The organism is Thalassotalea sp. SU-HH00458 (genome assembly GCF_040362795.1).
GTDB lineage: Bacteria > Pseudomonadota > Gammaproteobacteria > Enterobacterales > Alteromonadaceae > Thalassotalea_H > Thalassotalea_H castellviae.
On the sequence record NZ_BAABWW010000011.1, the window covers coordinates 1 to 24,280 of the forward strand.

The 24,280-nt window shown below is 37.9% G+C and carries 20 protein-coding genes and 3 tRNA genes; 1 reads left to right on the forward strand and 22 read right to left on the reverse strand.

What is annotated here, in order from left to right; genetic code table 11:
• Window positions 1-249: 249 nt before the first annotated feature.
• The 6 genes from ABXH06_RS15390 to ABXH06_RS15415 all read right to left on the reverse strand — a co-directional run bounded on the left by ABXH06_RS15390 (window position 250) and on the right by ABXH06_RS15415 (window position 4,828).
• Window positions 250-326 (reverse strand) — tRNA-Arg (locus tag ABXH06_RS15390).
• A gap of 104 nt (window positions 327-430) precedes the next feature.
• Window positions 431-507 (reverse strand) — tRNA-Arg (locus ABXH06_RS15395).
• A gap of 270 nt (window positions 508-777) precedes the next feature.
• Window positions 778-869, reverse strand: a tRNA-Ser gene (locus ABXH06_RS15400).
• A 196-nt stretch (window positions 870-1,065) separates the two neighbouring features.
• A complete protein-coding gene (gene csrA, locus ABXH06_RS15405; RefSeq protein WP_303448405.1) occupies window positions 1,066-1,263 on the reverse strand; it encodes a carbon storage regulator CsrA in 198 nt (65 codons plus the stop codon).
• A gap of 417 nt (window positions 1,264-1,680) precedes the next feature.
• Window positions 1,681-4,305 carry an alanine--tRNA ligase gene (gene alaS / locus ABXH06_RS15410; RefSeq protein ID WP_353518777.1) on the reverse strand — a complete coding sequence of 875 codons (2,625 nt, stop codon included), beginning with the start codon at window positions 4,303-4,305 and terminating at the stop codon, window positions 1,681-1,683.
• 70 nt (window positions 4,306-4,375) lie between these two features.
• Window positions 4,376-4,828 (reverse strand): regulatory protein RecX, encoded by a 453-nt coding sequence (locus tag ABXH06_RS15415; protein WP_311580311.1) that lies wholly within the window; start codon window positions 4,826-4,828, stop codon window positions 4,376-4,378.
• A gap of 207 nt (window positions 4,829-5,035) precedes the next feature.
• Between ABXH06_RS15415 and ABXH06_RS15420 the strand changes: the two genes are divergently transcribed.
• Window positions 5,036-8,578, forward strand: coding sequence for a BACON domain-containing protein (locus tag ABXH06_RS15420; protein WP_353518778.1), 3,543 nt, complete (start codon window positions 5,036-5,038; stop codon window positions 8,576-8,578).
• Between the two features lie 205 nt (window positions 8,579-8,783).
• Here ABXH06_RS15420 and ABXH06_RS15425 read toward each other — a convergent pair whose 3' ends face one another.
• From ABXH06_RS15425 to ABXH06_RS15500, 16 genes are all read right to left on the reverse strand, one after another.
• Window positions 8,784-9,632, reverse strand: coding sequence for an MBL fold metallo-hydrolase (locus ABXH06_RS15425; RefSeq protein ID WP_311580304.1), 849 nt, complete (start codon window positions 9,630-9,632; stop codon window positions 8,784-8,786).
• Between the two features lie 42 nt (window positions 9,633-9,674).
• Window positions 9,675-10,745, reverse strand: coding sequence for a DNA polymerase IV (gene dinB, locus ABXH06_RS15430; RefSeq protein ID WP_353518779.1), 1,071 nt, complete (start codon window positions 10,743-10,745; stop codon window positions 9,675-9,677).
• A gap of 126 nt (window positions 10,746-10,871) precedes the next feature.
• Window positions 10,872-11,102 carry a (Na+)-NQR maturation NqrM gene (gene nqrM / locus ABXH06_RS15435; protein ID WP_311580298.1) on the reverse strand — a complete coding sequence of 77 codons (231 nt, stop codon included), beginning with the start codon at window positions 11,100-11,102 and terminating at the stop codon, window positions 10,872-10,874.
• 64 nt (window positions 11,103-11,166) lie between these two features.
• Window positions 11,167-12,192: an FAD:protein FMN transferase gene (locus ABXH06_RS15440; protein WP_353518780.1), complete on the reverse strand. Its 1,026-nt coding sequence runs from the start codon at window positions 12,190-12,192 to the stop codon at window positions 11,167-11,169.
• A gap of 223 nt (window positions 12,193-12,415) precedes the next feature.
• Complete coding sequence (gene nqrF, locus ABXH06_RS15445) at window positions 12,416-13,639, reverse strand: NADH:ubiquinone reductase (Na(+)-transporting) subunit F (protein WP_353518781.1); 1,224 nt, start codon at window positions 13,637-13,639, stop codon at window positions 12,416-12,418.
• Window positions 13,640-13,713: 74 nt separating this feature from the next.
• Window positions 13,714-14,337 carry an NADH:ubiquinone reductase (Na(+)-transporting) subunit E gene (gene nqrE / locus ABXH06_RS15450; RefSeq protein ID WP_311580290.1) on the reverse strand — a complete coding sequence of 208 codons (624 nt, stop codon included), beginning with the start codon at window positions 14,335-14,337 and terminating at the stop codon, window positions 13,714-13,716.
• 5 nt (window positions 14,338-14,342) lie between these two features.
• A complete protein-coding gene (locus tag ABXH06_RS15455; RefSeq protein WP_311580287.1) occupies window positions 14,343-14,966 on the reverse strand; it encodes an NADH:ubiquinone reductase (Na(+)-transporting) subunit D in 624 nt (207 codons plus the stop codon).
• Window positions 14,966-15,745 carry a Na(+)-translocating NADH-quinone reductase subunit C gene (locus tag ABXH06_RS15460; RefSeq protein WP_311580284.1) on the reverse strand — a complete coding sequence of 260 codons (780 nt, stop codon included), beginning with the start codon at window positions 15,743-15,745 and terminating at the stop codon, window positions 14,966-14,968. The genes ABXH06_RS15455 and ABXH06_RS15460 overlap by 1 nt, the downstream gene beginning before the upstream one ends.
• The gene (locus ABXH06_RS15465; protein ID WP_311580280.1) at window positions 15,738-16,940 is read right to left on the reverse strand and encodes an NADH:ubiquinone reductase (Na(+)-transporting) subunit B; all 1,203 of its coding nucleotides are present in this window, start codon (window positions 16,938-16,940) and stop codon (window positions 15,738-15,740) included. Before ABXH06_RS15465 ends, ABXH06_RS15460 begins: the two co-directional genes overlap by 8 nt.
• A 2-nt stretch (window positions 16,941-16,942) precedes the next feature.
• Window positions 16,943-18,280: a Na(+)-translocating NADH-quinone reductase subunit A gene (locus tag ABXH06_RS15470; RefSeq protein WP_311580277.1), complete on the reverse strand. Its 1,338-nt coding sequence runs from the start codon at window positions 18,278-18,280 to the stop codon at window positions 16,943-16,945.
• Window positions 18,281-18,654: 374 nt separating this feature from the next.
• On the reverse strand, window positions 18,655-19,845 hold the full coding sequence (fabV, locus tag ABXH06_RS15475; RefSeq protein ID WP_353518782.1) for an enoyl-ACP reductase FabV: 1,191 nt from the start codon (window positions 19,843-19,845) through the stop codon (window positions 18,655-18,657).
• Between the two features lie 155 nt (window positions 19,846-20,000).
• Entirely contained in the window at window positions 20,001-21,095 is a 1,095-nt protein-coding gene (locus ABXH06_RS15480) for a TRAP transporter substrate-binding protein (protein WP_353518783.1), read from the reverse strand.
• Between the two features lie 67 nt (window positions 21,096-21,162).
• The gene (locus ABXH06_RS15485; protein WP_353518784.1) at window positions 21,163-22,548 is read right to left on the reverse strand and encodes a TRAP transporter large permease; all 1,386 of its coding nucleotides are present in this window, start codon (window positions 22,546-22,548) and stop codon (window positions 21,163-21,165) included.
• Window positions 22,548-23,090, reverse strand: a complete 543-nt coding sequence (locus tag ABXH06_RS15490; protein WP_353518785.1) for a TRAP transporter small permease subunit — start codon at window positions 23,088-23,090, stop codon at window positions 22,548-22,550. The genes ABXH06_RS15485 and ABXH06_RS15490 overlap by 1 nt, the downstream gene beginning before the upstream one ends.
• 137 nt (window positions 23,091-23,227) lie before the next feature.
• A complete protein-coding gene (bolA, locus tag ABXH06_RS15495) occupies window positions 23,228-23,551 on the reverse strand; it encodes a transcriptional regulator BolA (protein ID WP_353518786.1) in 324 nt (107 codons plus the stop codon).
• A 137-nt stretch (window positions 23,552-23,688) separates the two neighbouring features.
• Window positions 23,689-24,276, reverse strand: coding sequence for an alpha-ketoglutarate-dependent dioxygenase AlkB family protein (locus ABXH06_RS15500; protein ID WP_353518836.1), 588 nt, complete (start codon window positions 24,274-24,276; stop codon window positions 23,689-23,691).
• Window positions 24,277-24,280 lie beyond the last annotated feature (4 nt).

Genomic DNA, 24,280 nt, shown 5'->3' on the forward strand with positions numbered 1-24,280 from the left:
CAAGACGAAAAAAAACCAACCCGAAAGTTGGTTTTCTCTAGCAAAGCTAATGTGGCGGACGCGGCAGGAGTCGAACCTACGACCGGAAAGGGTTAGCTTCGTAGCCACTAAACTTTTGATAAGGCTTGACAATTAAGTGGTGGAAGCACAGATCATTGCATTGTTTCTATCTATAACATTAGCTCATGCAACAAATTCAAGACGAAAAAAAACCAACCCGAAAGTTGGTTTTCTCTAGCAAAGCTAATGTGGCGGACGCGGCAGGAGTCGAACCTGCGACCGCCTGGTTCGTAGCCAGGTACTCTATCCAGCTGAGCTACGCGTCCGCGGTAACATTTCTTTTATATCCGAGTTCAGGATAGTATTTATTTTATCAGCTTTAATACTAGCTGTACTACTTATTTTTAACCACTTTACTAAAAAGTAAAAGTGGCGGACGCGGCAGGAGTCGAACCTGCGACCGCCTGGTTCGTAGCCAGGTACTCTATCCAGCTGAGCTACGCGTCCGCAATATACTATGTTTTACATCTGAGATAAAAGATGACGAACTATGTTCGTAGCTGCTAGCACAAGTTAAGTCTATCCAACTAATCTACATGTCCGCAATATACTATGTTTTACATCTGAGATAAAAGATGACGAACTATGTTCGTAGCTGCTAGCACAAGTTAAGTCTATCCAACTAATCTACATGTCCGCAATATACTATGTTTTACATCTGAGGTAAAAGATGACGAACTATGTTCGTATTAATCTATTTAACATCTAGATAAAAGATGGCGGTGAGCGAGAGATTCGAACTCTCGATCGGGTTTAACGCCGATACTCCCTTAGCAGGGGAGCGCCTTCAGCCACTCGGCCAGCTCACCAGTGGGTGCGAATATTAATGGATCTTAAAAATAAGTCAAACGATTTTTTAGCTTTTATTTTTGTTTGCTGAGAAATCAGCCAACCAGACTATAAATCAGGCATTTTTTGCTATTTTCATCACCATAATATTAAAACCATTTTCTCAAACATATAAAAAAGCCGGCTACTGCCGACTTTTTTATTGAATGCGTTATTTTAGAACTTATTGCCAGAAGCTTCGTTATCCCCTTTTTCTGACTGAATTCGCATATAAATCTCTTCTCGATGCACTGAGACTTCTTTTGGCGCATTAACACCAATGCGAACTTGATTACCTTTAACACCCAAGACAGTGACAGTAACATCATCACCAATCATCAAAGTTTCTCCAACTCGACGCGTTAATATTAACATTCCTAATTTCCTTTATATTTGTAAACGGGATCCACTAAATAAATATAAGCTAGTAATAAATTTAGTATAACAATTGGTATGTAGTACGATAGTCACTCAGAATAAGTTTAATAAAAAACCATCAAAATAGTCGACACATCAAATAAAAAAGTAAACAAAACGCTAGTATTTTCTGTTTACCATTCAAATAATTTCACACCAATTACTTTTATTTTAGCAAGGTTATTGGGATGGTACAGTTAAAAAGGCCTTTTTTTACAATTAAATGTAACGATTAATGAAACAATAAACGCTCATTAACTAAGCATTAACAAATGATAAGAAGTTATTCATTCCTAAATCAGTAAACACTAGATAATAAAAAAGGAAACAAATAGCGTTTCCTTTTTCTAATGGGTAAATAGTTTCTTGAAATATTTACGTTAATTTTTCAGCTAACCAAGCGTTTACTGAAGCAAGTGCTTGAGAAATATTCTCAGGCTTACTTCCTCCGGCTTGTGCCATGTCAGGGCGCCCACCACCTTTACCACCGACTTGCTGAGCCACCATATTAACGAGTTCACCGGCTTTAACTTTTCCGGTTAAATCTTTAGTAACACCCGCTATCAAACCAACTTTGCCATCATTCGATGTCGCAAGCATGATAATACCAGAGCCTATTTTCACTTTCAGTTCATCTAACATACCGCGCAGATCTTTCGAGGCAACGCCATCAAGTTCAGCAATTAATGCTTTCACGCCATTAATCTCAATAACTTGGTTAATTAAATCAGACCCTGCTTGCGCAGCTAATTGCTGTTTTAAAGCCGCGATATCTCGTTCCAATTGCTTATTTTTACTTAATACTTGCTCGACCTTTTCAATGGAGCCTGCCACATCAGATTTTACTAAACCGGCAATTGAAGCAAGAGTATTAGCTTGTTGATCGATATAAGCTAGTGCTCCTTCGCCTGAAACGGCTTCAATACGACGAACGCCAGCCGCAATACCTGATTCTGAAACGATTTTAACAAGCCCAATATCTCCAGTTCTATTAACGTGAACGCCACCACAAAGCTCAGTAGAAAAGTCACCTAACGTCACCACTCTTACTTCATCGTCATATTTTTCACCAAACAGTGCCATTGCGCCTTTTTCTTTTGCTTCATCAATTTGCATCAATTGAGTATCACGGGCATGGTTTTGACGTATTTCTTGGTTTACTAAGCGTTCAATTTCATTTAATTCGGTTGGCGTTACGGCTTCAAAATGAGAGAAATCAAAGCGTAATTTTTCAGCATCACATAACGAACCTTTCTGCGTGACATGCTCACCTAAAACTTTTCTTAGCGCAGCATGTAATATATGTGTTGCGGTATGATTTTTAACGATTGCTGCCCGTCGAGCCGTATCAATTTCAGCGTTAACTCGAGCATTTAATTGAATTGGAGCTTTAGCAACACCTCGATGAGCAAATGCATTACCGACTTTAACGGTGTCTGAAACCTCAAAAGCTCCTTGGTCAGTAATAATTAACCCGCTATCGCCAACTTGGCCGCCCGACTCCGCATAAAAAGGGGTATTATCTAAAACGACAATCCCTGATGCTCCCGCTTGTAGAACATTGACACTACCTTCGTTATCAAACAGTTCGATCACGGTCGCAGAATATGAAGAATTAGTATAGCCTTTAAACGATGTGTGTTTGTCCGACTTTAATTGTTCATTATAATCGGTACCAAACTGACTGGCTTGTTGAGCACGCTCACGTTGCTGCTTCATAGCCTCGTCAAAACCTTGTTCATCTATTTTCAAATCACGTTCACGGGCAATATCAGCCGTTAAATCGGCAGGAAAGCCATAAGTATCGTAAAGTTTAAAGACATCTTCACCGCTGATCGTATCACCATCTAAATCCGTTAAAATATCTTCAAGTAACGCCATCCCTCGATCTAATGTTTTTTCAAATTGTTCTTCTTCAATACGCAAGATTTTTTCAATGATATGTTTTTGCGCAACAAGTTCAGGATAAGCCTCACCCATTTGTTCAATCAATGAAGAGACTAAGCGATAAAAGAAATGTGATTTAGCCTCAAGTTTATGACCGTGTCTTACGGCACGACGAATAATACGTCGCAATACATAGCCTCTTCCATCGCCAGCGGGCATAACACCATCTACAATTAAAAAGCTACATGAACGGATATGATCAGCAATAACGCGTAGTGATTTATGTTCTAGATCAGCACAATCTAATAATTTAGCCGTATCTTTTATTAATGCTTGGAAAATATCAATTTCGTAGTTGCTATGAAAACCTTGTAAAATTGCTGCAATACGCTCTAACCCCATCCCCGTATCTACTGAAGGTTTAGGTAATGGGCTCATTTCACCAGACGCTTGACGATTAAACTGCATGAAAACGATGTTCCAAATTTCTATGAAACGATCGCCATCTTCTTCTGGCGAGCCTGGAGGCCCTCCCCAAATATGTTCGCCATGATCATAGAAAATTTCACTACAAGGACCACAAGGACCAGTATCGCCCATCGACCAAAAGTTATCAGATTCATATTTTTTATCTGCTGACTTATCGCCAATGCGGATAATTTTTTCTTCCGGCACCCCTATTTTATTCGCCCAAATCTGAAAAGCTTCTTCATCAGTTTCATAAATAGTAACGAGTAATTTATCTTCTGGTAGCTTTAACACTTTAGTTAAAAATTCCCAGGCGAAGGTAATTGCTTCTTCTTTGAAGTAATCACCAAAACTAAAATTACCTAACATTTCAAAGAAAGTATGATGGCGAGCAGTATAACCAACGTTTTCTAGATCATTGTGTTTACCACCGGCTCGAACACAGCGTTGCGAAGACGTGGCTCGGGTGTAACTTCGTTTGTCAGCGCCCAAAAATACATCTTTAAATTGCACCATCCCGGCATTCGTAAAAAGTAAAGTGGCATCGTTACCAGGAACAAGCGAGCTGCTCGGGACAATTTGATGTTGCTTTGATGCAAAAAAATCTAAGAATGCTTTTCTTAAATCGGCACTGGTTTTGATCATAGGGGTATCCAAATTTTTTAAAATTAAATCTATTAAGTCAATTAACTCATCATTATCGAATAATAATTAGTTAACCGTCATTATGTTCTTCTTCATTGATGACCGTGAAAATTTCATCGGTTGAAAAGCCACGATATTGTAAAAATCTTATACGTTTTGCTTTGTCTTTTTGTTCTGTAATTGGTGCATGATTGAAACGTTTTTTATAAACAACTTCTACTTGATGGTACCAATTAATCTCTAACGCTTGAGCAGCCGCGTTAATATCGCGAGAACTTACTCCTTTCTGGGCAAGTTCATTTTCAATAAAACGTTTACCATAGCCTTTATTAAGCCGAGTTCGATAAACGCTATCGGCAAACCTTGCTTCATTCAAATAATCATTTTCCACAAGAAAATCAATGACAGGTGTAATTTCACTGTCTTGAAATTCACGAAGTCGCAATTTATTTCGAAGTTCAAGCTCCGAGTGCTCTCGCCTAGAAAGTAAGTCGATTCCTTTATGTAAAATGGCTTTATTCAAAGTTTTTTAATCTGCTAATCTAATTATTGTTCGCTTAATACACAAGGCCGACCAATTTAGTGCAAAACCTCTAACTATTCTACCCACAACGCAAGAAAAAATCATATTTGATGAATAAATTATGATAAGTTTTTACATTAGAGAAAGAATCGCGCAAAATATTAGAAAATGATACCCGATAAGCTGTTAACAACAATAGGGAAATGTATGAAGGAACATCTATACAATTTTATTCGTATAACTTTATTTTTCACGCTAGCTACTGTGCTGCAAGCCTGTGGTGGTTCAAGTGATAAATCACCAAATTATACTATTTCAGCGGATACTTCTGCGGTTAACTTTGCCAACGAATTTTTACAGGTTTCTGACGACTCCTATAAAGTTGATGTGACGTTTGAAGGTAACGGCTTATTAGTCGGCTTTGCCCCTGATGCCGAAATTGCATCTTGGTTAACGTTCAGAACAGAAAATGTAACAGCAAATTCTGCTACCTTATATATTGATGTTAATAATGCCGAAAACATTATCCCTAACCTTTATAACACTACCATTAGGTTATCTACTGGCGATGTTGATAAGGTTAATCTAGTTCACCATGACATCGACGTTTCATTACTTGTCTGGCAACTTATTACCGATAGTGAACTATTAAGTTTTCGCGGCACACTAGGTGATACCGAAATAGCGCCACTGTCGCTTTCAATTACCAGTGAATCAAATGTTTGGACCGCAGAAACAGATGTTGACTGGTTAACATTAGATGTCACACAAGGTACTGGCAATGGTGTAATCGTCGTAACACCAAATATTTCAGAGTTTACTAGTGCGCAACTTTACCAAGCCAATATCACCTTAACCGAAACGACAACCGGTGATAGTAAACAAGTCCCTGTCGAACTAGGTTTAGACCGACATTATCTTTATAGTAATCAAGCTAGCCTGTCATTGAGCAAACTTGCCAATATCAGCGCCACATCGAAATCATTAATGATCAACTCAAACAGCCCAACAACTATCAATTGGCAGGCGAGCAGTGATGTTGATTGGCTTGATTTAACCAAAACCAATATTTCAGGCGAACTATTGGTCAGTGTAAAATCGGATGCAAGCTTTACCGAAGCGCAAAATAATGCCGTGATCACTATCAACGCCATTGATGAAGAAGGCATGATTGATGAAAGTGTGGTTGCTGAAACCATTGCACTTTCTTTTTATCAATCCGATGAAACAAGCGAAAATATCATTCTTGAAGAATTAACAGCGAACGCGAATGCGTTAATTACCTCACCTCGAACACCTCAAATTTATATTGGCACGAATAATCAGTTACATGTTTATCATCAATACACTGGAGAATTAATAACAACGGTTGATGTATCACCAGCAGAAACTTTGTTAGAGCAATTTGTTATTCATCCTGATGGCACCATATTATTAGCCAAAGCTGATGAAACTATTGTTGGCGAAGATGAAACAACAAGTACGGTGACCCATAGGTATCACATTAATCTTAGCGATTATTCAGTAACCCAAATCACTGATGCCAGCATTGAATATGAACCTATTCAATTTGTGAGTTTTGCTGGTCGCCATTTTGTCGTCACCCAAGCGTTAGAATTTGCTGATGAAAATTTACAGCGCATTTTTTGGGATAATCAAAATGCGTATATTACTAATCAAGTAGACCAAGCACGCAATAGCCAAGCGTTTTATGCATTAGATTTAACAGACTCAAGCTTTAAGCGTTATACAGCAAAAATCAATGATTTCACTACACAAGCCATTGTTGTTGAACAAAGCCATCAATACCGACCAGAATTATTAGCAGAAAACCAAGCTATCAGCCGGTTTATCGTTGATGACAATGAAAGTGGAATTTATGCTATTAGCCCAACAAGTGAATGGATAAGCTTTGACGGCGAAACATTTACTGATAATGGCTTACTAGAACAAGCAGAAGATAGTGTTACCTTAGCGCTAACCAAATCACACAATAATCGTGCTCATTATGCTCGCTTTACGCAAACGGCAGGCTTTATTATCGATATTTATGATGAGGAGCAAACATTAATTAATACCGTTGCAACACAAGGACAGCAACCGTCTGAGATAACCTTGTCTTATGACGATAAGCGCATCGTGCTAAATACGAATAACGCTAACCAGATTGAAATTATTAATGTTGAACAAATACAATTGTCGGTTAGTAATCTTGCTTTTAAGGCGACTTTCGGCGATAGCAACATAGACAGTCAACAATTCACAGTGTCTGGTATTAGTGATTTATCGCAAGTTCAAGCGAGTGAAGATTGGTTTGTTGTTAGTACATCCGAAGTTGATGGTCAGTTGATCATTACGGTCGACATTGATGAAAATAACCTCTCAGGTTGGGGGTTATTTAATGGCACAATTACCGTATCTGATAATCAAAGTCATACTGCTACCACGATTTCAGTTGAAATTGCGATCGATGAAGTAAGACTCTATTCCAGTTTTCCTGCACTTGCTTTCAGTGCTCATGCAGATAAATCAACGCTAAATCATACCGTTGATATTCTGACGAATAAAGCTAGTAAGGTAGCATGGCAAGCACAAACTGATGTCGATTGGTTAACATTAACAGCCGATACTGACAATAACACGTTAACTGTTATAGCCGATCCAACGATATTAACCGATGTAGGTTTATATACTGCTACCATCACATTATCTTCACTAACCCCAGGAGAAAGTGTTGATGGACAAATCGCTGTTAATTTAAGTAAAGGTAATTTTAATACCGCAGATTTTGAAGAGCTAGTTATTGAGGATATAAATCCAAATAGCAATGGCGTGGTGTTAGATACCTTGAGACCTTACTTATATGTTGCTCAAACCGATATCATTGATGTGTATAACATTATTGATGGGAGTAAAGTCACGAGTATTCAATCGCCACTTGCTGAGGTGGATTTAACTAACTTAGTCATAAACCCTGACAGCACTTTGTTATTGGCATCAAATACAGAAACATATCTTGATGAAAATGAGCAAGAGCAAACACGGATAAATTATTACCAAGTCACATTAGCTGATTTTTCTATCGAGCAATTAGATGGTGATTTAATTGATATTCAATATGCCCCCTCAAAAATTGTCAATGTATCAGGAAAACCTGTAGTTATTACTCAAGCGTTAGAGTTAGCTGATCTGTCATTAACTAGACAGTATTGGGATAATGAAAATGCGTATTTTACAGCGGCTTTAGCTAAGGTACCTACAAGCAATACCTTTATTAGCTACAATGCGACTGACTTTAATTTACAGCATTTTACACTTACTTATAATGCTTTTTCAGCAAGTACGATAAGTGTAATGAATACACTTGACTACATTAACCCTGCCCATGCCAATGGAGTTTCAGGTATTGCTACCAGTACTGACGGTAGAAACATTTATACCGTTAATAGCACCTCTGAATGGTCAACCAATAACGATGGTGAATTTGCCGAACAAGGTTTATTAGATGGCAATACGTTGACCAGTCCTGTGGCAGTGATCACAGATAGTCAAAATAATAGTTATTTTTATCGCTTTGATTTTGGTATTGGCTTTTTTACTCTAGCGAAATATGATGAGAATCAAAGTAATGTTTGGACTACAGGCTATACCGCTGGCTCAGGTGACATTTATTTATCAGCGGATTATCAACGCGTTGTACATTACAATAATTCAGATAATAAATTAGTGATAGATTTTATGCCTGATTAATATATGACAACTAAATAACCATATTAAAAAGCCCGCTTTAGCGGGCTTTTTGTTTTCTTCGCATCGATAAAAACCATAAATTGACATTAGATCATTGCTCGATGCTTTTTCGTTATCTATGCAAAAGAATGACTTAAATACGCTTTCAAACTTTTACTTTTCAAGCTTTTACTTTCAAAACTATCAGTATGAAAAAGAATGGTGGTTATTTTAAATCTTTAACGAGTGTTTTTAACCACTTCTCTTCGGAAATGAAACTCCATGATTTGCTTTTATACTTCTCTCCAATACCCATCTGTAGAATGTCCTCTTCACTTTTCCCTTCAGATAAGGCCTTTTCAACTCTTTTAATGCTAAAATCAATCATCTGTGCAAACGCGTTAAACTCAGCTTTATTCGTTAATTTCCCATGACCAGGGATCACCACCACATCGTCAGGCAGTTGCTCAATGATTTTTTTTACGTTCGCTAAATAGCCTTTGACACTGCCACCACTGTCTAAATCAATATAAGGGAAGCCTATTTCAAAAAACAAATCGCCTGTGTGTATCACATTAGCTTCTTTAAAATAGACAATAGTGTCACCATCGGTATGGCCACTAGGTAAATGGGTTAATTGAATATTTTCATTGGCGAGATAAATATTCAAACCATCTTTATAGGTCACTACAGGTAAGCTATTAACGTCATGATTTTCTTTATCAGTTAAACGATGACGGACGTTTTCATGGGCAAATATAGGTGCTTTATGTGAAAAGTAACTGTTACTACCGGTATGATCGCCATGATAGTGAGTATTGACCACATATCGTAATTGATTATTTTTAATGCTTTGCATTGCTGATTCTATTTTTTCAGCAAGCGGCTGGAATTGATCATCCACTAATAACAAGCCCTTTTCAGTAGCAAGCACACCAATATTACCACCAGCCCCCGTTAACATATACACATCCCCAGCCGCCTTATGAGCCGTAATTTCAACTTCTGATAACTGTTGTGCATCTATAATTGTACTACCAAGCGCTAAAGTTAGTCCTAATATTAATTTTTTCATGCTAAACCCTTTATTATTTTGCTTATTCATCAATGAGTAGTTCTAAAGAATAGGTAAAATTAATTGCTGACATTCACTCTCCAAGCTTTTTCTAGGACTAAAGGCCAATGTTATCCCAACTAACCTAATCGCACGATTATTCGCTCTTAGCATCGCCCTTTGAAACAAACGTCTAAATATTTCTACATCAACCTCATCACTACGTTGTTCAACTGTGGTTTGGTTGAAGTCAGCAAACTTTAATTTAACTCCTTGTTTAACAATAAGCTTATCTTCGCATTTACTCAAACGATACTTTAATTTATCAAGTAAACCATCCATGACTGCTTGAACTTGCTCAAAAGTTATAATGTTTTGACTCAAAGTAACTTCAACGGCCAGTGATTTTCTTTCTCTATCAGGCTCGACTAAACGCTCATCTCTGCCAAAACTTCGATGATATAAGCTAATTGCTTGCTTACCGACAATATTTTGTAAATTGATTATTGAGCTATTTCTTATATCCCGACAAGATTCAAATCCTTGTTCGGCTAAGCGTAAAGCTGTTTTAGGACCAACTCCGGGAATTTTCTTTAAAGGTAAATCAGCGACGAAGTCTGCTACTTGTTCAGGTGGTATCACACATTGGCCATTCGGTTTATTCTCATCGCTTGCAATTTTTGCTAAGAACTTATTTGGCGCTACACCAGCAGATGCCGTTAAATTTAATTCGTTATATATATCTTTTCGAATTTGTTCGGCAATTAATGTAGCGCTACCATTAAAGTGTATTGTATTAGTAACATCTAGATAGGCTTCATCTAAGGAAAGCGGTTCTATCAACTCTGTGTAACGTTGAAAAATATCTCTAATCTGCGTTGATACCGTTTTATAAACAGCCATACGAGCATTAACAATGAGCAGATCTGGACAAAGTTTTTTAGCCTGATGATTTGGCATTGCGGCACGAACACCATATTCACGCGCGATATAATTACAGGTACACAACACCCCACGGGCACTATTTCCGCCTATCGCAATCGGAATATTTTTATAGGCAGGATTGTCGCGCATTTCAACCGCAGCATAAAAGCAATCCATATCTACATGTATGATTTTTCGTTGCTTAGTCATCTAAACAATAATACTGTAAATAAAAACAGTATAATAATTATTACTAAAACATCAAGTCATACGCCGGCATTAAAAACAAAAAAGCTACCCAAAGGTAGCTTTATTATAAAACGTGTTAACGAACCGTTAGATATTTTTAACGTTTATCGAATGATGATTATCACGCTCTTGTGCGGCGATACGCTCACGCTCTTGGCGCTTTTCACAAGGGCTATCACAATTACAGGCTTTCTCAATACCTACTGAGCCGAGTCCTCCACAACTTCCCGCTAACGTTTTTTGTTGAAAGATATACCCCACCGCCATTCCAGCAGCAATAATAAGAAAAAAAACTAAGGTCACTAAAAAAATCATCATAACGAAACGTCTCAATATTTAACGAACATAAGCCTCAACAATTACACAATAGGAATTGTGCGAATTATTTAAGGTATTGCATGAATTTTACCGTGCTTTGCTCAACAAAGCCATTTTCCGTTTTAACGATAAAATACGCGGCTAAATCATGTTGCTCAGCAAAGGCTAAAGCTTGCGCTTCTCCCATGACCATCATTGCAGTAGATAGACCATCGGCAGTCATCGAAAATGGATGGATAACCGTTACAGAGACTAACTTATGATTAATAGGTTTGCCTGTAGCCGGATCAATAATATGAGAAAAGCGTTGGCCGTCAACTTCATAATAATTACGGTAATCACCCGATGTAGCAACCGCATTATCTTTAGGGACAATAATTTGTTGCACAGCACGCTCTATCGTCACTGGTTTTTCTATTGCAACATGCCACAATTCGCCCGTATGTTTAAATCCTTTTAGGCGCATTTCTCCACCTATTTCAACAAGATAATTTTCAATACCTTGCTGTTCGATATACTCTGCAACAATATCAACACCGTACCCTTTAGCAATTGTGGATAAGTCCACATATAGATCTGGATTTAGTTTATTTAACATCCCGTTTTGTAAAACTAGTTTATCTAAACCTACACGTTGTCGAGTCGTTTCGAGTAACTGATCTGAAGGAATGGTTTCAGGACGAAACTCAGGGCCAAACCCCCATAAGTTCACTAAAGGACCAACGGTAATATCAAGTTTACCTTTACTTAGCTGACCTAAGCGTATCGCCTCAGTAATCACTCTGTCTAACCCTGCTGAAATTTTAACGGGTGTTAAACCGTTCGACTGATTAAATCGAGATAATTCAGAATCTTTAATATAAGTCGACATCTCTTGGTTTAATTGTACTAATAAATCATCAATGCCCTGATGCATACCTTTGATATCAACTTGAGCATTTTCTTCGCCAATGACCACTTTAATATTATAAGTTGTGCCCATCGTTTTACCTTGCAGTAAAACCTCTTGTTTAGCTAAGTCGTTACTTGGGAAGCAACCACTTAACACTAGTACAAATAGTAAGGCAGAAATTGATTTTAATTTATTCATTTATAAAACCTAGATAATTTATTATTTATATAAAAAGCTTACCTTTCTCAAACTAAGCTTCTTATATAAATAATAAAGACGACAAATGTCGTCTTTATTATGTGCATTGCCCTGTAATTTTTAACTCATTCATATTAAAACAAAAAGAAGGCGCATCGCTCACGATAGTCAGTCATCACCTTCAATACAATGATTCGATGAACAAGTAAAAATTCAGTTAAATTTACCCGCCGAAGTCATCCAACATGATGTTTTCATCTTCAACGCCTAAGTCTTTCAACATATGAATAACAGCAGCATTCATCATTGGAGGACCACACATGTAATATTCACAATCTTCTGGAGCTTCATGGTCTTTCAAGTATTGCTCATGTAAAACATTATGAATAAAGCCAGTTAAGCCGTCCCAGTTATCTTCTGGTTGTGGATCAGATAACGCTACATGCCATTCGAAGTTATCATTTTCAGCAGCAAGCGTATTATAATCATCTTCATAGAACATTTCGCGTAGCGAACGTGCACCATACCAGAAACTCATTTTACGTTTAGATTTAAGACGCTTTAATTGGTCGAAAATATGTGAACGCATTGGTGCCATACCTGCACCACCACCGATAAACACCATTTCATTATCAGTTTCTTTCGCAAAAAATTCACCAAATGGACCTGAAATAGTCACTTTATCGCCAGGCTTAAGACTGAAGATGTATGATGACATTTTACCTGCAGGTAGATGTAATTTTCCAGGAGGTGGCGTAGCGATACGCACATTCAGCATTATAATGCCTTCTTCTTCTGGATAGTTTGCCATCGAATATGCACGTAATGTGTCTGTATCAACTTTTGATTCAACATCAAAGAAACCAAAATGATTCCAGTCACCACGGTACTGTTCATCAATATCAAAGTCACTATATTTTACATGATGCGCAGGCGCTTCAATTTGAATATAACCACCCGCTTTAAATGGTACTGATTCACCGTTAGGAATTTTAAGCTTAAGTTCTTTAATGAAAGTCGCTTTGTTATCATTTGAGATAACTTCACATTCCCATTGCTGAACACCGAAGATTTCATCTTCAACTTCAATTTCCATGTTTTGTTTTACAGCCACCTGACACGCTAAACGACAACCTTCTTTCGCTTCACGTTTCGTAATATGACCTAATTCAGTTGGTAAAATATCACCACCACCTGAATGCACTTCAACACGACACTGACCACAAGTACCGCCACCGCCACATGCTGAAGGGATAAAAATACCTTGTTCAGCAAGTGCGCCTAATAATTTTCCACCCGCGGCAGTTGTTACTGATTTATCAGCATCGCCGTTGATTGAAATAGTTACATCACCTTCGGCAACCAACTTTGATTTAGCAAATAAGATCACTAGTACCAAAGCTATAACGATTGCAGTGAACATGCCTACGCCGAGAATAATTTCCATCGACTTTTCCTTACACTTTTCTAGGAGAAGGCGCTTAACTCAATGAGTTACAAACACCTTCTGCATTAATCTTATTATAACGAGATACCACCGAAAGAAAGAAAGCCAAATGCCATCAATCCTGCAGTAATAAACGTAATCCCTAAACCTTTCAGGCCATCTGGTACATCAGAATATTTCATCTTTTCGCGGATACCAGCAAGTAAAACAATCGCTAGTGCCCAACCAATACCAGAACCAATACCGTAAACAACAGACTCACCTAAGGTTAAATTTTTCGCGACCATAAAAGAGACGGCACCAAAAATTGCACAGTTCACGGTAATTAACGGTAAAAAGATACCCAACGCTTGATACAGTGCTGGAAAATACTTATCAAGCACCATTTCAAGGATTTGAACTAAAGCCGCAATCACACCGATAAAGGTGATAAATGATAAAAAGCTTAAGTCGATAGTTTTAGCAGGATCAGTAACTCCCATCAAACTATCTAAAGCACCAGGTGCCAAAATGGCTTGATAAATGATTTGGTTTGCTGGAACCGCAATACCTAAAACCACAATAACCGCGACACCTAGACCAATTGCTGTACTAACTTTCTTAGACACGGCTAAGAAAGTACACATTCCTAAAAAGAATGTTAAAGCAATATTTTCAATAAAAATGGTTTTAACTAATAAACTTAAATAATGTTCCATTTGCTTTAATCCTTCTCAACTTGTGCTGGTTTCCATTGGCGAATAGCCCAAATGATTAAACCAATAATGAAGAATGAACTAAAGGGTAAAACTAATAAGCCATTCGCTTGATACCAACCACCATTTTGAATCAATGGTAAAATCTCGATACCAAATAACTTACCAAAACCGAATAATTCACGGAAGAATGCAACCGTCATTAAGATAAAACCATACCCTAAACCGTTACCAATACCGTCCATAAAGCTTACAACTGGCTTTTCTTTCATAGCAAAAGCTTCTGCGCGCCCCATAACAATACAGTTGGTGATGATCAATCCAACAAATACCGAAAGCTCTTTCGATAATTGATAAGAAAAGGCCTTAAGCACCTGATCAACGACAATTACTAATGAAGCAATAATCGCCATCTGCACGATAATACGTACACTTGATGGGATCATGTTGCGGATCATTGAAATAAACAAGTTAGAAAATGCTGTTACAACAACTACAGCTAATGTCATAACTAAAGCATTAGCCATAGAACTTGTTACCGCTAATGCTGAACAAATACCCAATACTTGTAACGCAATAGGGTTGTTATCAACAATAGGACTCGTTAATACTTTTTTAGTATCTGAAGACATTACTTAAGCCCTCCACGATTTTTAGCAATAAAAGGACCGTAGCCTTCTTCACCAAACCAAAATTGTAATGTGCGTGTTACACCGTTACTGGTTAACGTAGCACCCGAAAGCGCATCAACACCGTGTATATCATTTTCTTTAGCGCCACCTTTAACAAGCTGCACTTTCACGTCACCGGCTTCGTTATAGATTTTCTTACCAGGCCATAAAGCTTTCCAAGCAGGGTTTAATACTTCTGCCCCTAAGCCCGGAGTTTCCTTATGATCTGAATAGATAACACTTTTCACGGTATTTAAATCAGCTTCAAGTCCAACAAAGCCATACATCAAATCCCAAAGGCCAGAGCCAACAATAGGAAGAACAACCGTTTCAACTTCTCCGCCACCATTACGCACTAAGTAAATAACAGCCGTATTTGAACGACGATTGATACCAGCTAAATCGTTTTCTGGTTTGCTCGATTTCTCTGCATCACGTGCATTACGACGTTCATCGAACATGTCGATTTCTTGTTGAGACGCATCTTTAACGTATTCACCTGTATCAAGGTCAATCATTTTTGCTTCAACAAAGCGATCATAGGTAGCAACAATATCGTCACCGGCAAAATCTAACAAATTAGAGGCTTCTAAAATCTTAGTTTGCTTATCAAGCAACTTATTCGCTGTTTGTAGAGGCTTTAATTGTACCGCAGAAAACGATACTAATAATGCACAAACAAGACAAACAACAAAGACAAAACCAACCGTTCTGCCAAAGGTTTCTTTAGAACTAGACATTGCGCGCAAGCCTCCTTTTGATGTTACTTTGAACAACAAAGTAGTCGAACAACGGTGCAAATAAGTTAGCAAACAATATCGCTAACATCATACCTTCTGGGAAAGCAGGATTCACAACGCGAACTAAAACCACCATAATTCCCACTAACGCACCAAACCAATATTTACCTGTGTTAGTAAATGAGGCTGACACTGGGTCTGTGGCCATAAACATCATACCGAAGGCGAATCCACCAACGACTAGATGCCAATACCAAGGCATAGCAAACATCGCATTAGTATCACTACCGATAGCATTAAATAAGAATGATGTAACAACCATACCGCCAAACACACCTAACACGATGCGCCATGATGCGATTCCTTTATAAAGGATATACGCGCCACCAAGTAAGATAGCAGCTGTAGATACTTCACCCACAGAACCAGGCATGAATCCCCAAAAAGCATTCCACCAATCAGCATTAACACTGTAATCAATCAAACCTTGGTTCGCCGCACTTAACGCTGTTGCACCTGAGAAGCCATCGACTGCAACCCAAACCGCATCACCTGAAATTTCTGCAGGGTAAGCAAAGAATAAAAACGCTCGACCCGCTAAAGCAGGGTTTAAGAAGTTTTTACCTGTACCACCGAAAATTTCTTTTGCGATAACAATACCGAAGGTAATACCAATAGCGACTTGCCATAAAGGAATACTTGCCGGCAAAATAAGTGCAAAAAGTATTGAAGAAACGAAGAAACCTTCATTGACTTCATGTTTACGAACGGCTGCAAACAACACTTCCCAAAAACCACCAACAATAAAAGTTACTGCGTAGATTGGTAAGAAAAACATCGCACCATAGAACATCATGCTAAACCAGCCTGAATCAGTGGTTAGGGTTCCACCTAACATATGAAACAAACTAACTTGCCAAGTATCAGGCAATGCATAATTAGCCGCTAATGCTTCTGTTGCTTGGAAACCAATATTGTACATACCAAAAAACATGGCAGGAAATACCGCTAACCAAACTGTGATCATGATACGTTTTAAGTCAATACTATCACGTACATGTGTTTTACCTTTGTTCACATAACCAGGGGTAAATAAACCAGTCGCTATTGCTTCATATAAAGCAAACCACTTTTCATGTTTGCCGCCTTTTTCAAAATGCGGCTCAATATCTTCTATAAACTTTTTCAAGCCCATGACTAACCTTCCTTCTCAATTGTGGTTAGGCAATCACGAAGGAGTACGCCGTAATCTGTTTTGCCTGGGCAAACAAATGTACAAAGCGCTAAATCTTCTTCGTCTAGCTCTAAGGCACCAAGTTGTTGTGCGCTGTCGGTATCACCCGCAGCTAAATCACGTAACAACATAGTCGGTAAAATATCTAAAGGCATAACACGTTCAAAGTTACCAATTGGTACCATTGCACGAGCACTACCATTAGTCGTTGTCGTCATATTAAATAACTTACTTGGAAAGAAATGAGACATATATGCACGCGTTACTGAAAACTTATTTGGTCCAGGGTACATATAGCCAATAAACTCTTTCTCTCGGCCTTCTCTTAATACTGATAGTTGTACATGATAACGGCCAAGGTATGCATGAACACCTTGTGCTGTTGCACCTAAAAGTAAAGAGCCAGAAACAACACGCGTTTCACCTTCGTTGATTTCACCCGCCACTAAATCATTAGTATTAGCACCAATGATAGTACGAATTAAACGCGGATTTTTAACTTCAGGGCCAGCCAGTGAAATTACACGAGTGCTGTTTAACTCACCTGTAGTAAATAATTGGCCAATAGCGATAACGTCTTGATAACCAACATGCCAAGCAAATTTTTCAGCACTAACTGGCTTTAAAAAATGCATGTGAGTACCGACTAAACCGGCAGGATGCTTACCAGCAAATTCGTTCACATTCACATTATCCGCTACCGGAATATTTGCCCCAGGAGCTTTACTAACAAACACTTCACCTTCAGTTAAACGTGAAAGGACGGTTAAACCTTGTTTAAAAGCTTCACCTTGTTCATTAATAATCACTTCAGGGTTTGCCGCTAACGGATTTGTATCCATTGCGCTAACAAATATAGCGATTGGTGATGAATCAATTGCCGGCACTTTACTAAAAGGACGTGTACGAATTGCAGTCCACAAACCTGAATTAACAAGATTTGAGACAACATCTTCACGCTTTAATGTATTTAGTTCAGTGGCTGGGTAGTGAGTAAACGTTTCTTGTTCATCTCCGTCAACTTCAATGACGACAGACTGTAAAACACGTTTTTCACCACGATTGATTTCTTTAACAACACCGGCGGTTTGAGCTGTGAATTTAACGCCAGGATTCTTTTTATCTTCAAAAAGAACTTGACCTTTTTTTACACGATCATCCACTTTAACATACATGGTTGGTCGCATACCCACAAACTCTTCACCTAATGTTGCAACGGTTTTGATGGCATTGCCATCATGGATTACCTGCTGGGGAGAACCAACTACAGGAACATCCAGACCTTTTTTTATTGTAATCATAAACACTTGCACTACTTTTGATGGGAGTATCAAAATCAACTATTTACTTACCTAAACAAGCTATAACTCAAATGACTTATAATTCAATTAGGTAAAGTAAATGATCGATTTCAGTGTATTTCAGTAAGTTACTTATTTTTCTAATAAAAATAGAAAAACAAGTCCTACCGGCTCTAAGTTTAAATTTCTGGCGCGATTTTAACACAAAAGCTCTAAATTATTCTATGCTCTGCGTTACTTTAAATTACAATTTAGTCGAATAAATTTAATTTTGCTCACAAAAGCAACAAATAATGATAAAGAGATAAAAAAACCGACATAAAATGTCGGTTTTTTTGAGATAAATCAGCTGGTTTTATCCAGTTACTCGTTATTTAAAGTAAATGATTAATTTCCGTCACAGGATTCACATCGGCATCATAATCGACACTATCGATACCAAAACCAAATAAACGAATAAATTCGTTGTGATAACCAACATAATCGGTTAATTCGTCAATTGTTTCTGTTTCTACCGTATTCCAAATGTCAGTCACACGTTGCTGAACACTATCTTCTAGTTCTTTATAGTTTTGACGGTAACGGTTCTGTTCATCAAGCCTTGGTGACTCGCTGTATATATTTTCAATAAATAAATTTTGAATTTGCTCGATACAACCTTCGTATGTTCCATCTTCTTTCATCACTTTAAACATTGCTGAAATATATAAAGGCATAATAGGAATTGCGGAACTTGCTTGAGTAACAACTGCATTCAATGAAGTAACATGTGCTGAACCATTAATACTTTTAGTTGATTCATTGATAGCCGCTGCCGCTCTATCTAAATCTTCTTTCGCTTTACCAATGGTCGCTTTACCATAAATAGGCCACGTTAACTCTTTACCAATATAGGTATAAGCAACACTTTTGAAATTACTTGATAAAACACCCGCTTCGTTCAATGCTTTGATCCATAATTCCCAATCTGCACCACCCATCACATCGATAGTACCTTGAATTTCTTCTTCACTGGCTGCTTCCACAGAAACTGAATCAATAATACGCTTAGCGGTATTTAAATTTTTCGTGGTAACACTTTGTCCAATTGGCTTAAGGGTTGAAGAATAAACTTCACCCGTATCAGGATCCGTTCTGCGAGGTGAAGCCAAGCTATAAACCACGAGATCAATTTCACCTAATTCCGCTTTAATTGTTTCAATTGCTTTCGCTTTAACTTCATGAGAAAACGCATCACCGTTGATATTTTTAGACCATAATCCTTCAGCATCCGCCGCTTTTTGAAACGCTGAGGTATTATACCAACCAGCACTAGCCGTTTTCTTCTCTGTTGGCGGTTTTTCAAAGAAAATACCTAACGTATTGGCTTTATTGCCAAAAGCTGCAGTAATACGAGAGGCTAGTCCATAACCTGTTGATGAACCAATCACTAAGACATTTTTCGGCTTAACGTCTGATTGCGCATGTGCTTTAACATAAGCAATTTGCTCGTTTACATGAGCTTCACAACCCGTCGGGTGTGCATTTGTACAAATAAAACCACGAATTTTTGGTTTGATAACCATAAAAAAACCTTCTCATTAAATCGATTAATTCGGCTGGATGCTCGAAAGTTGCCGCATAGTTTACTCTGCTGAGAAAAATAAGAGGTACGAGCAGTTATATTAAATCAGATATTTCACCTAACCAAATGAAATATCTGTATTTTATTTAAAGAGTATTATCTATTTTGATAGTACTCTTTTAAAGTTAAATCGTTGTATTCTCGCATTGTTTGTAAAGACTCACTATAAGACGACCACACTTTAGCAAAATTCTCATCATTTTCAGCTTGTTCAGAAATTACTTCTTCGGTGTAACCTTTTAAGGCTTGCATCACCTCGGGTGGGAACTGTCGCAACTTAACCTGATGTTTTTTAACTAAGTCTTTCAAAGCATTATTATTACGTGCATTGTATTCATCTAACGTATCTTCATTGACTGCACGAGCAGCAATTTCAACAATTTTCTGTAAGTCTTTTGGCAATGCATTTAACGCTTTTTCGTTGACTAGAAACTCTAAAGTTGTTCCTGTTTCATGCCAAACGGAAGAATAATAATATTCTGCCACTTGATGAAAACCAAAAGCTAAATCATTATATGGACCAACCCATTCAGAGGCATCAATAGCGCCACTTTGTAATGAAGAAAAAATTTCACCGCCCGTTAAGGTAACTGGGATCGCGCCAGCGCGTTTTAATACTTCTCCTCCTAAACCAGGAATTCGCATTTTTAACCCTTTAAGGTCTTCAATCGAATTAATTTCTTTTTTAAACCAACCAGCAAATTGTGCTCCAGAATTACCGCCTGCCATAGGGACTACGCCAAACGGTTGATACAGCTCTTGCCAAAGCGCCAAGCCTCCACCGTAGTGTAACCAGGCATTAAATTCCGTAGCTGTCATACCAAAAGGGATAGCGCTAAAAATAGGTGCTGCCGGCATTTTCCCTTTCCAATAGTAAGCCCCACTGTGTCCCATTTGTACGGTCCCTTGCGAGACAGCATCAAAGACTTCAAAACCAGGCACTAATTCACCAGCCCCATACACTTTAACGGTTAATCGACCACCACTCATTTCATCAACATATTGAGCAAATTTTTCAGGTGCCATGCCTAATCCGGGAAAGTTCTTCGGCCAAGAAGTCACAAGTTTCCACTGGAATGTTTCGGCTTTATCGGCCACTGTCGAAGTGGTATTGTCTTTTTCACCGCATCCCAAAAGAACAACGGTTGTAAAAACAAGCAACGCGAAAGATTTTAATCGTGATTTTTTCATAATTTTTCCATATTTTTCTTTTTGTAGTCGCCTTTCAGCGGCCTGATTTCTTAAAGTTAGCGGCTCACTACCCATAAATGACTGAAGGTAGCCAAGTGATTAATTCAGGCCACTTAGCAAGCGCTAATAATAACAATAATTGCATCAATATAAAGGGAATAACCCCCCGATAAATCGCGGATGTTTTAATCGCTTTATCGGCGACACCGCGTAAATAAAATAACGCAAAACCAAAAGGAGGTGTTAAAAAAGAGGTTTGCAAATTGATGGCTATCATAATGCCTAGCCAAATGGGATCTAACCCCATCGCTAATAAAATAGGCGCAACAATAGGCACAACGACAAAAGTAATTTCGATAAAGTCTAAAATAAACCCTAATAAGAAAATAACTAACATGACGATTAAGGTTGCACCTACGACACCACCAGGCATACCTTCAAAAAAACCTTGAACGAGTTCTTCTCCGCCAAAACCTCGGAAAACCAATGAAAATAAACTAGCTCCGATTAAGATTAAAAACACCATAGAAGTAATTTTAACCGTACTTTGCATCACCGCTATTAAATTTTCACGAGAGAGTTGCTTTTGAAACAATGCCAAAATTACCGCGCCCATCGCACCTACTCCTGCAGCCTCAGTAGGTGTAGCAAAACCAAGTAATATGGAACCAAGCACAGCAAACATTAGCAACAAAGGTGGCACCAAAGCCGATAGCATTAATGACGTTTTTGATCTATTCCCTTGAATCTCTTTGATATCTTGTGGAGTTAAACTTGGTACTTCATTTGGCTTTAAATAAGCATAAATCAAACAATAGAGCATATATAAGAAAACCAAAATCAACCCTGGGATCACAGCGCCAGCAAATAGATCTCCTACGGAAACCGTTTCAGGGCTAAATATCCCCATTTGAAGTTGGGCTTTTTGATATGCACTTGATAAAACATCCCCTAATAAAACTAGAGCAATAGAAGGGGGAATGATCTGCCCTAAAGTTCCCGTTGCACATATAATGCCGGTAGAAAATTGAGGGTTATAACCACGTTTTAACATTGTCGGTAATGACAATAAGCCCATAGTAACAACTGTCGCGCCAACGATACCTGTACTTGCTGCCAGCAACATTCCCACTAAAGTCACTGAGATACCTAGTCCGCCATTAAAGCGGCCAAATAATACCGACATGGCGTTGAGTAAGTTTTCCGCAATTTTTGAGCGCTCTAGCATTGCCCCCATAAAAACAAATAAGGGTACTGCTAATAACGTTTGATTGTTCATGACGCCATAGATTCGGCTAGGTAACGCAGTTAAAAAAGCGGGTTCAAAAATATTAAAAACACTGCCTAAACCAGCAAAAATTAAGGCCGTTCCCGCCAAAGAAAGCGCAACCGGATACCCTAATAGCAAAACTAAACATACAACAACAAACATCAATAAAGCAATATACTCCATTAGTTGCCTCCTTTTTGTTCAGTTGTCTGAGCACGAGTTGTGACAATCAAAAAATTCCGCTCTATTTCCGCCACACCTTGTAATAACAAGGTAATAGCAAGTAATAAAATGAGTGATTTATTGATAAAAACCATGGGTAAGCCGCCCGCTTCACTTGATTTTTCCATAATTTGCCAAGCAATAACGACATAATCAAAACTGATGATAAAAATAGTGATACACACAGGTGCAAGTAAAAATAATGCACCGAACAAATTTACCATCGCTTGTTGTTTTTTCGAAAAACGTTGATAAAAAATATCCACACGGACATGACCATCGACTTTTAAGGTATACGCAGCGCCAAGCATAAAAACCATAGCATGAAAATACAAAACAGATTCTTGCATGGCAACCCAACCAAGATTAAACGCATAACGCAATACCACAATAACAAAACTTACCACCACCATAGCAAAGGTTAACCAAGCGATGAGTTTACCCGTGTAGTCGGTAAATTTATCTATAGATGAAATGGTATTTTCTAACCATTTAAGAGACATGAATTTTCCCAGATTTTAATTATAATTTTTATAAAGAGAACAAATACCAGATTCTTCAACTGAATGAAATAATTATTAAGTACTAAGATAAAAAAATGGCCACTAAAGGTAGCAGCCATTTTTGATTTTATTGATGATTACGCGGATTTTTTCCCACCACCTAAACATTTAGGTGATAAAGGAGTATTAGCTTCATAATAATCATGCCATTCTTTTTCTGTATAAGTATGCAACGCTAAAGCATGAATTTTTTCAGCTAACTCTGTCGCTAATACCGCATTTATAGCGCGATGTCTTTTAATTAAACGTTCACCTTCAAAACTATTTGAAACAATGATCACTTTAAAATGAGACTCACTTCCTGGTGCAACATTATGCTGATGACTTTCATTTATGACATCAAGGTGTAAAGGGGAAAATGCAGATAATAATTTTTCTTCAATAATGCTTTCAACGGTCATTGGCTGATCCCTGTTAATTTTATATTTATAACTTTAATTCTAGTATTGATGGCTCATTGTGCCATCAGTCTAGATGTCTATCTTTAAGAAATAACGCTAAGCTACTGCTCAAACAACAAAAACAATAGCAAATAAATTTATTGGATATTTCGAAACGTTAAATTAATTCTCATTGATTGTTCAACACGACTTTTATGGATAGCATGTTGCCAGTTTTTTTGTGTATCTCCCGACATAACTAACAAGCTGCCAGATTGTAAGGGTAATTTAACGCTTTCTCCACTGCCTTTATGCTTTAAATGAAACATGCGCTGGCAACCAAACGATAACGATGCAATGATTGGCTGTTCTCTTAGCTCAGGTTCATCATCACTGTGCCAGCTAACCGAATCTCGATGATCACGATAGCAATTAGCCAGCATGGCATTAAACTCTTGCTGACAAAACTCACTCACCTGTTGTTTTAACTCTAATAAATGACGCGTCCAATTCAGCGGGAATAACGTTAATTTCGAATAAGTATAACTCGCATTATTATCACCATACCAAGCTTGAAGTCTTGGAATATCGACCATTTTGCCAAACATAGCAATTTTATCTTGTCGCCAAGCAATTTCTTGATAAAGTTGTTTTGTCAGTCTTTTACTTTCACTAAAATCAATAAAATTAGGATAGTAAGCAACACTTGCTCCACTTAATGAAATTTTAATCGGCTTCTTCTTAATTTAC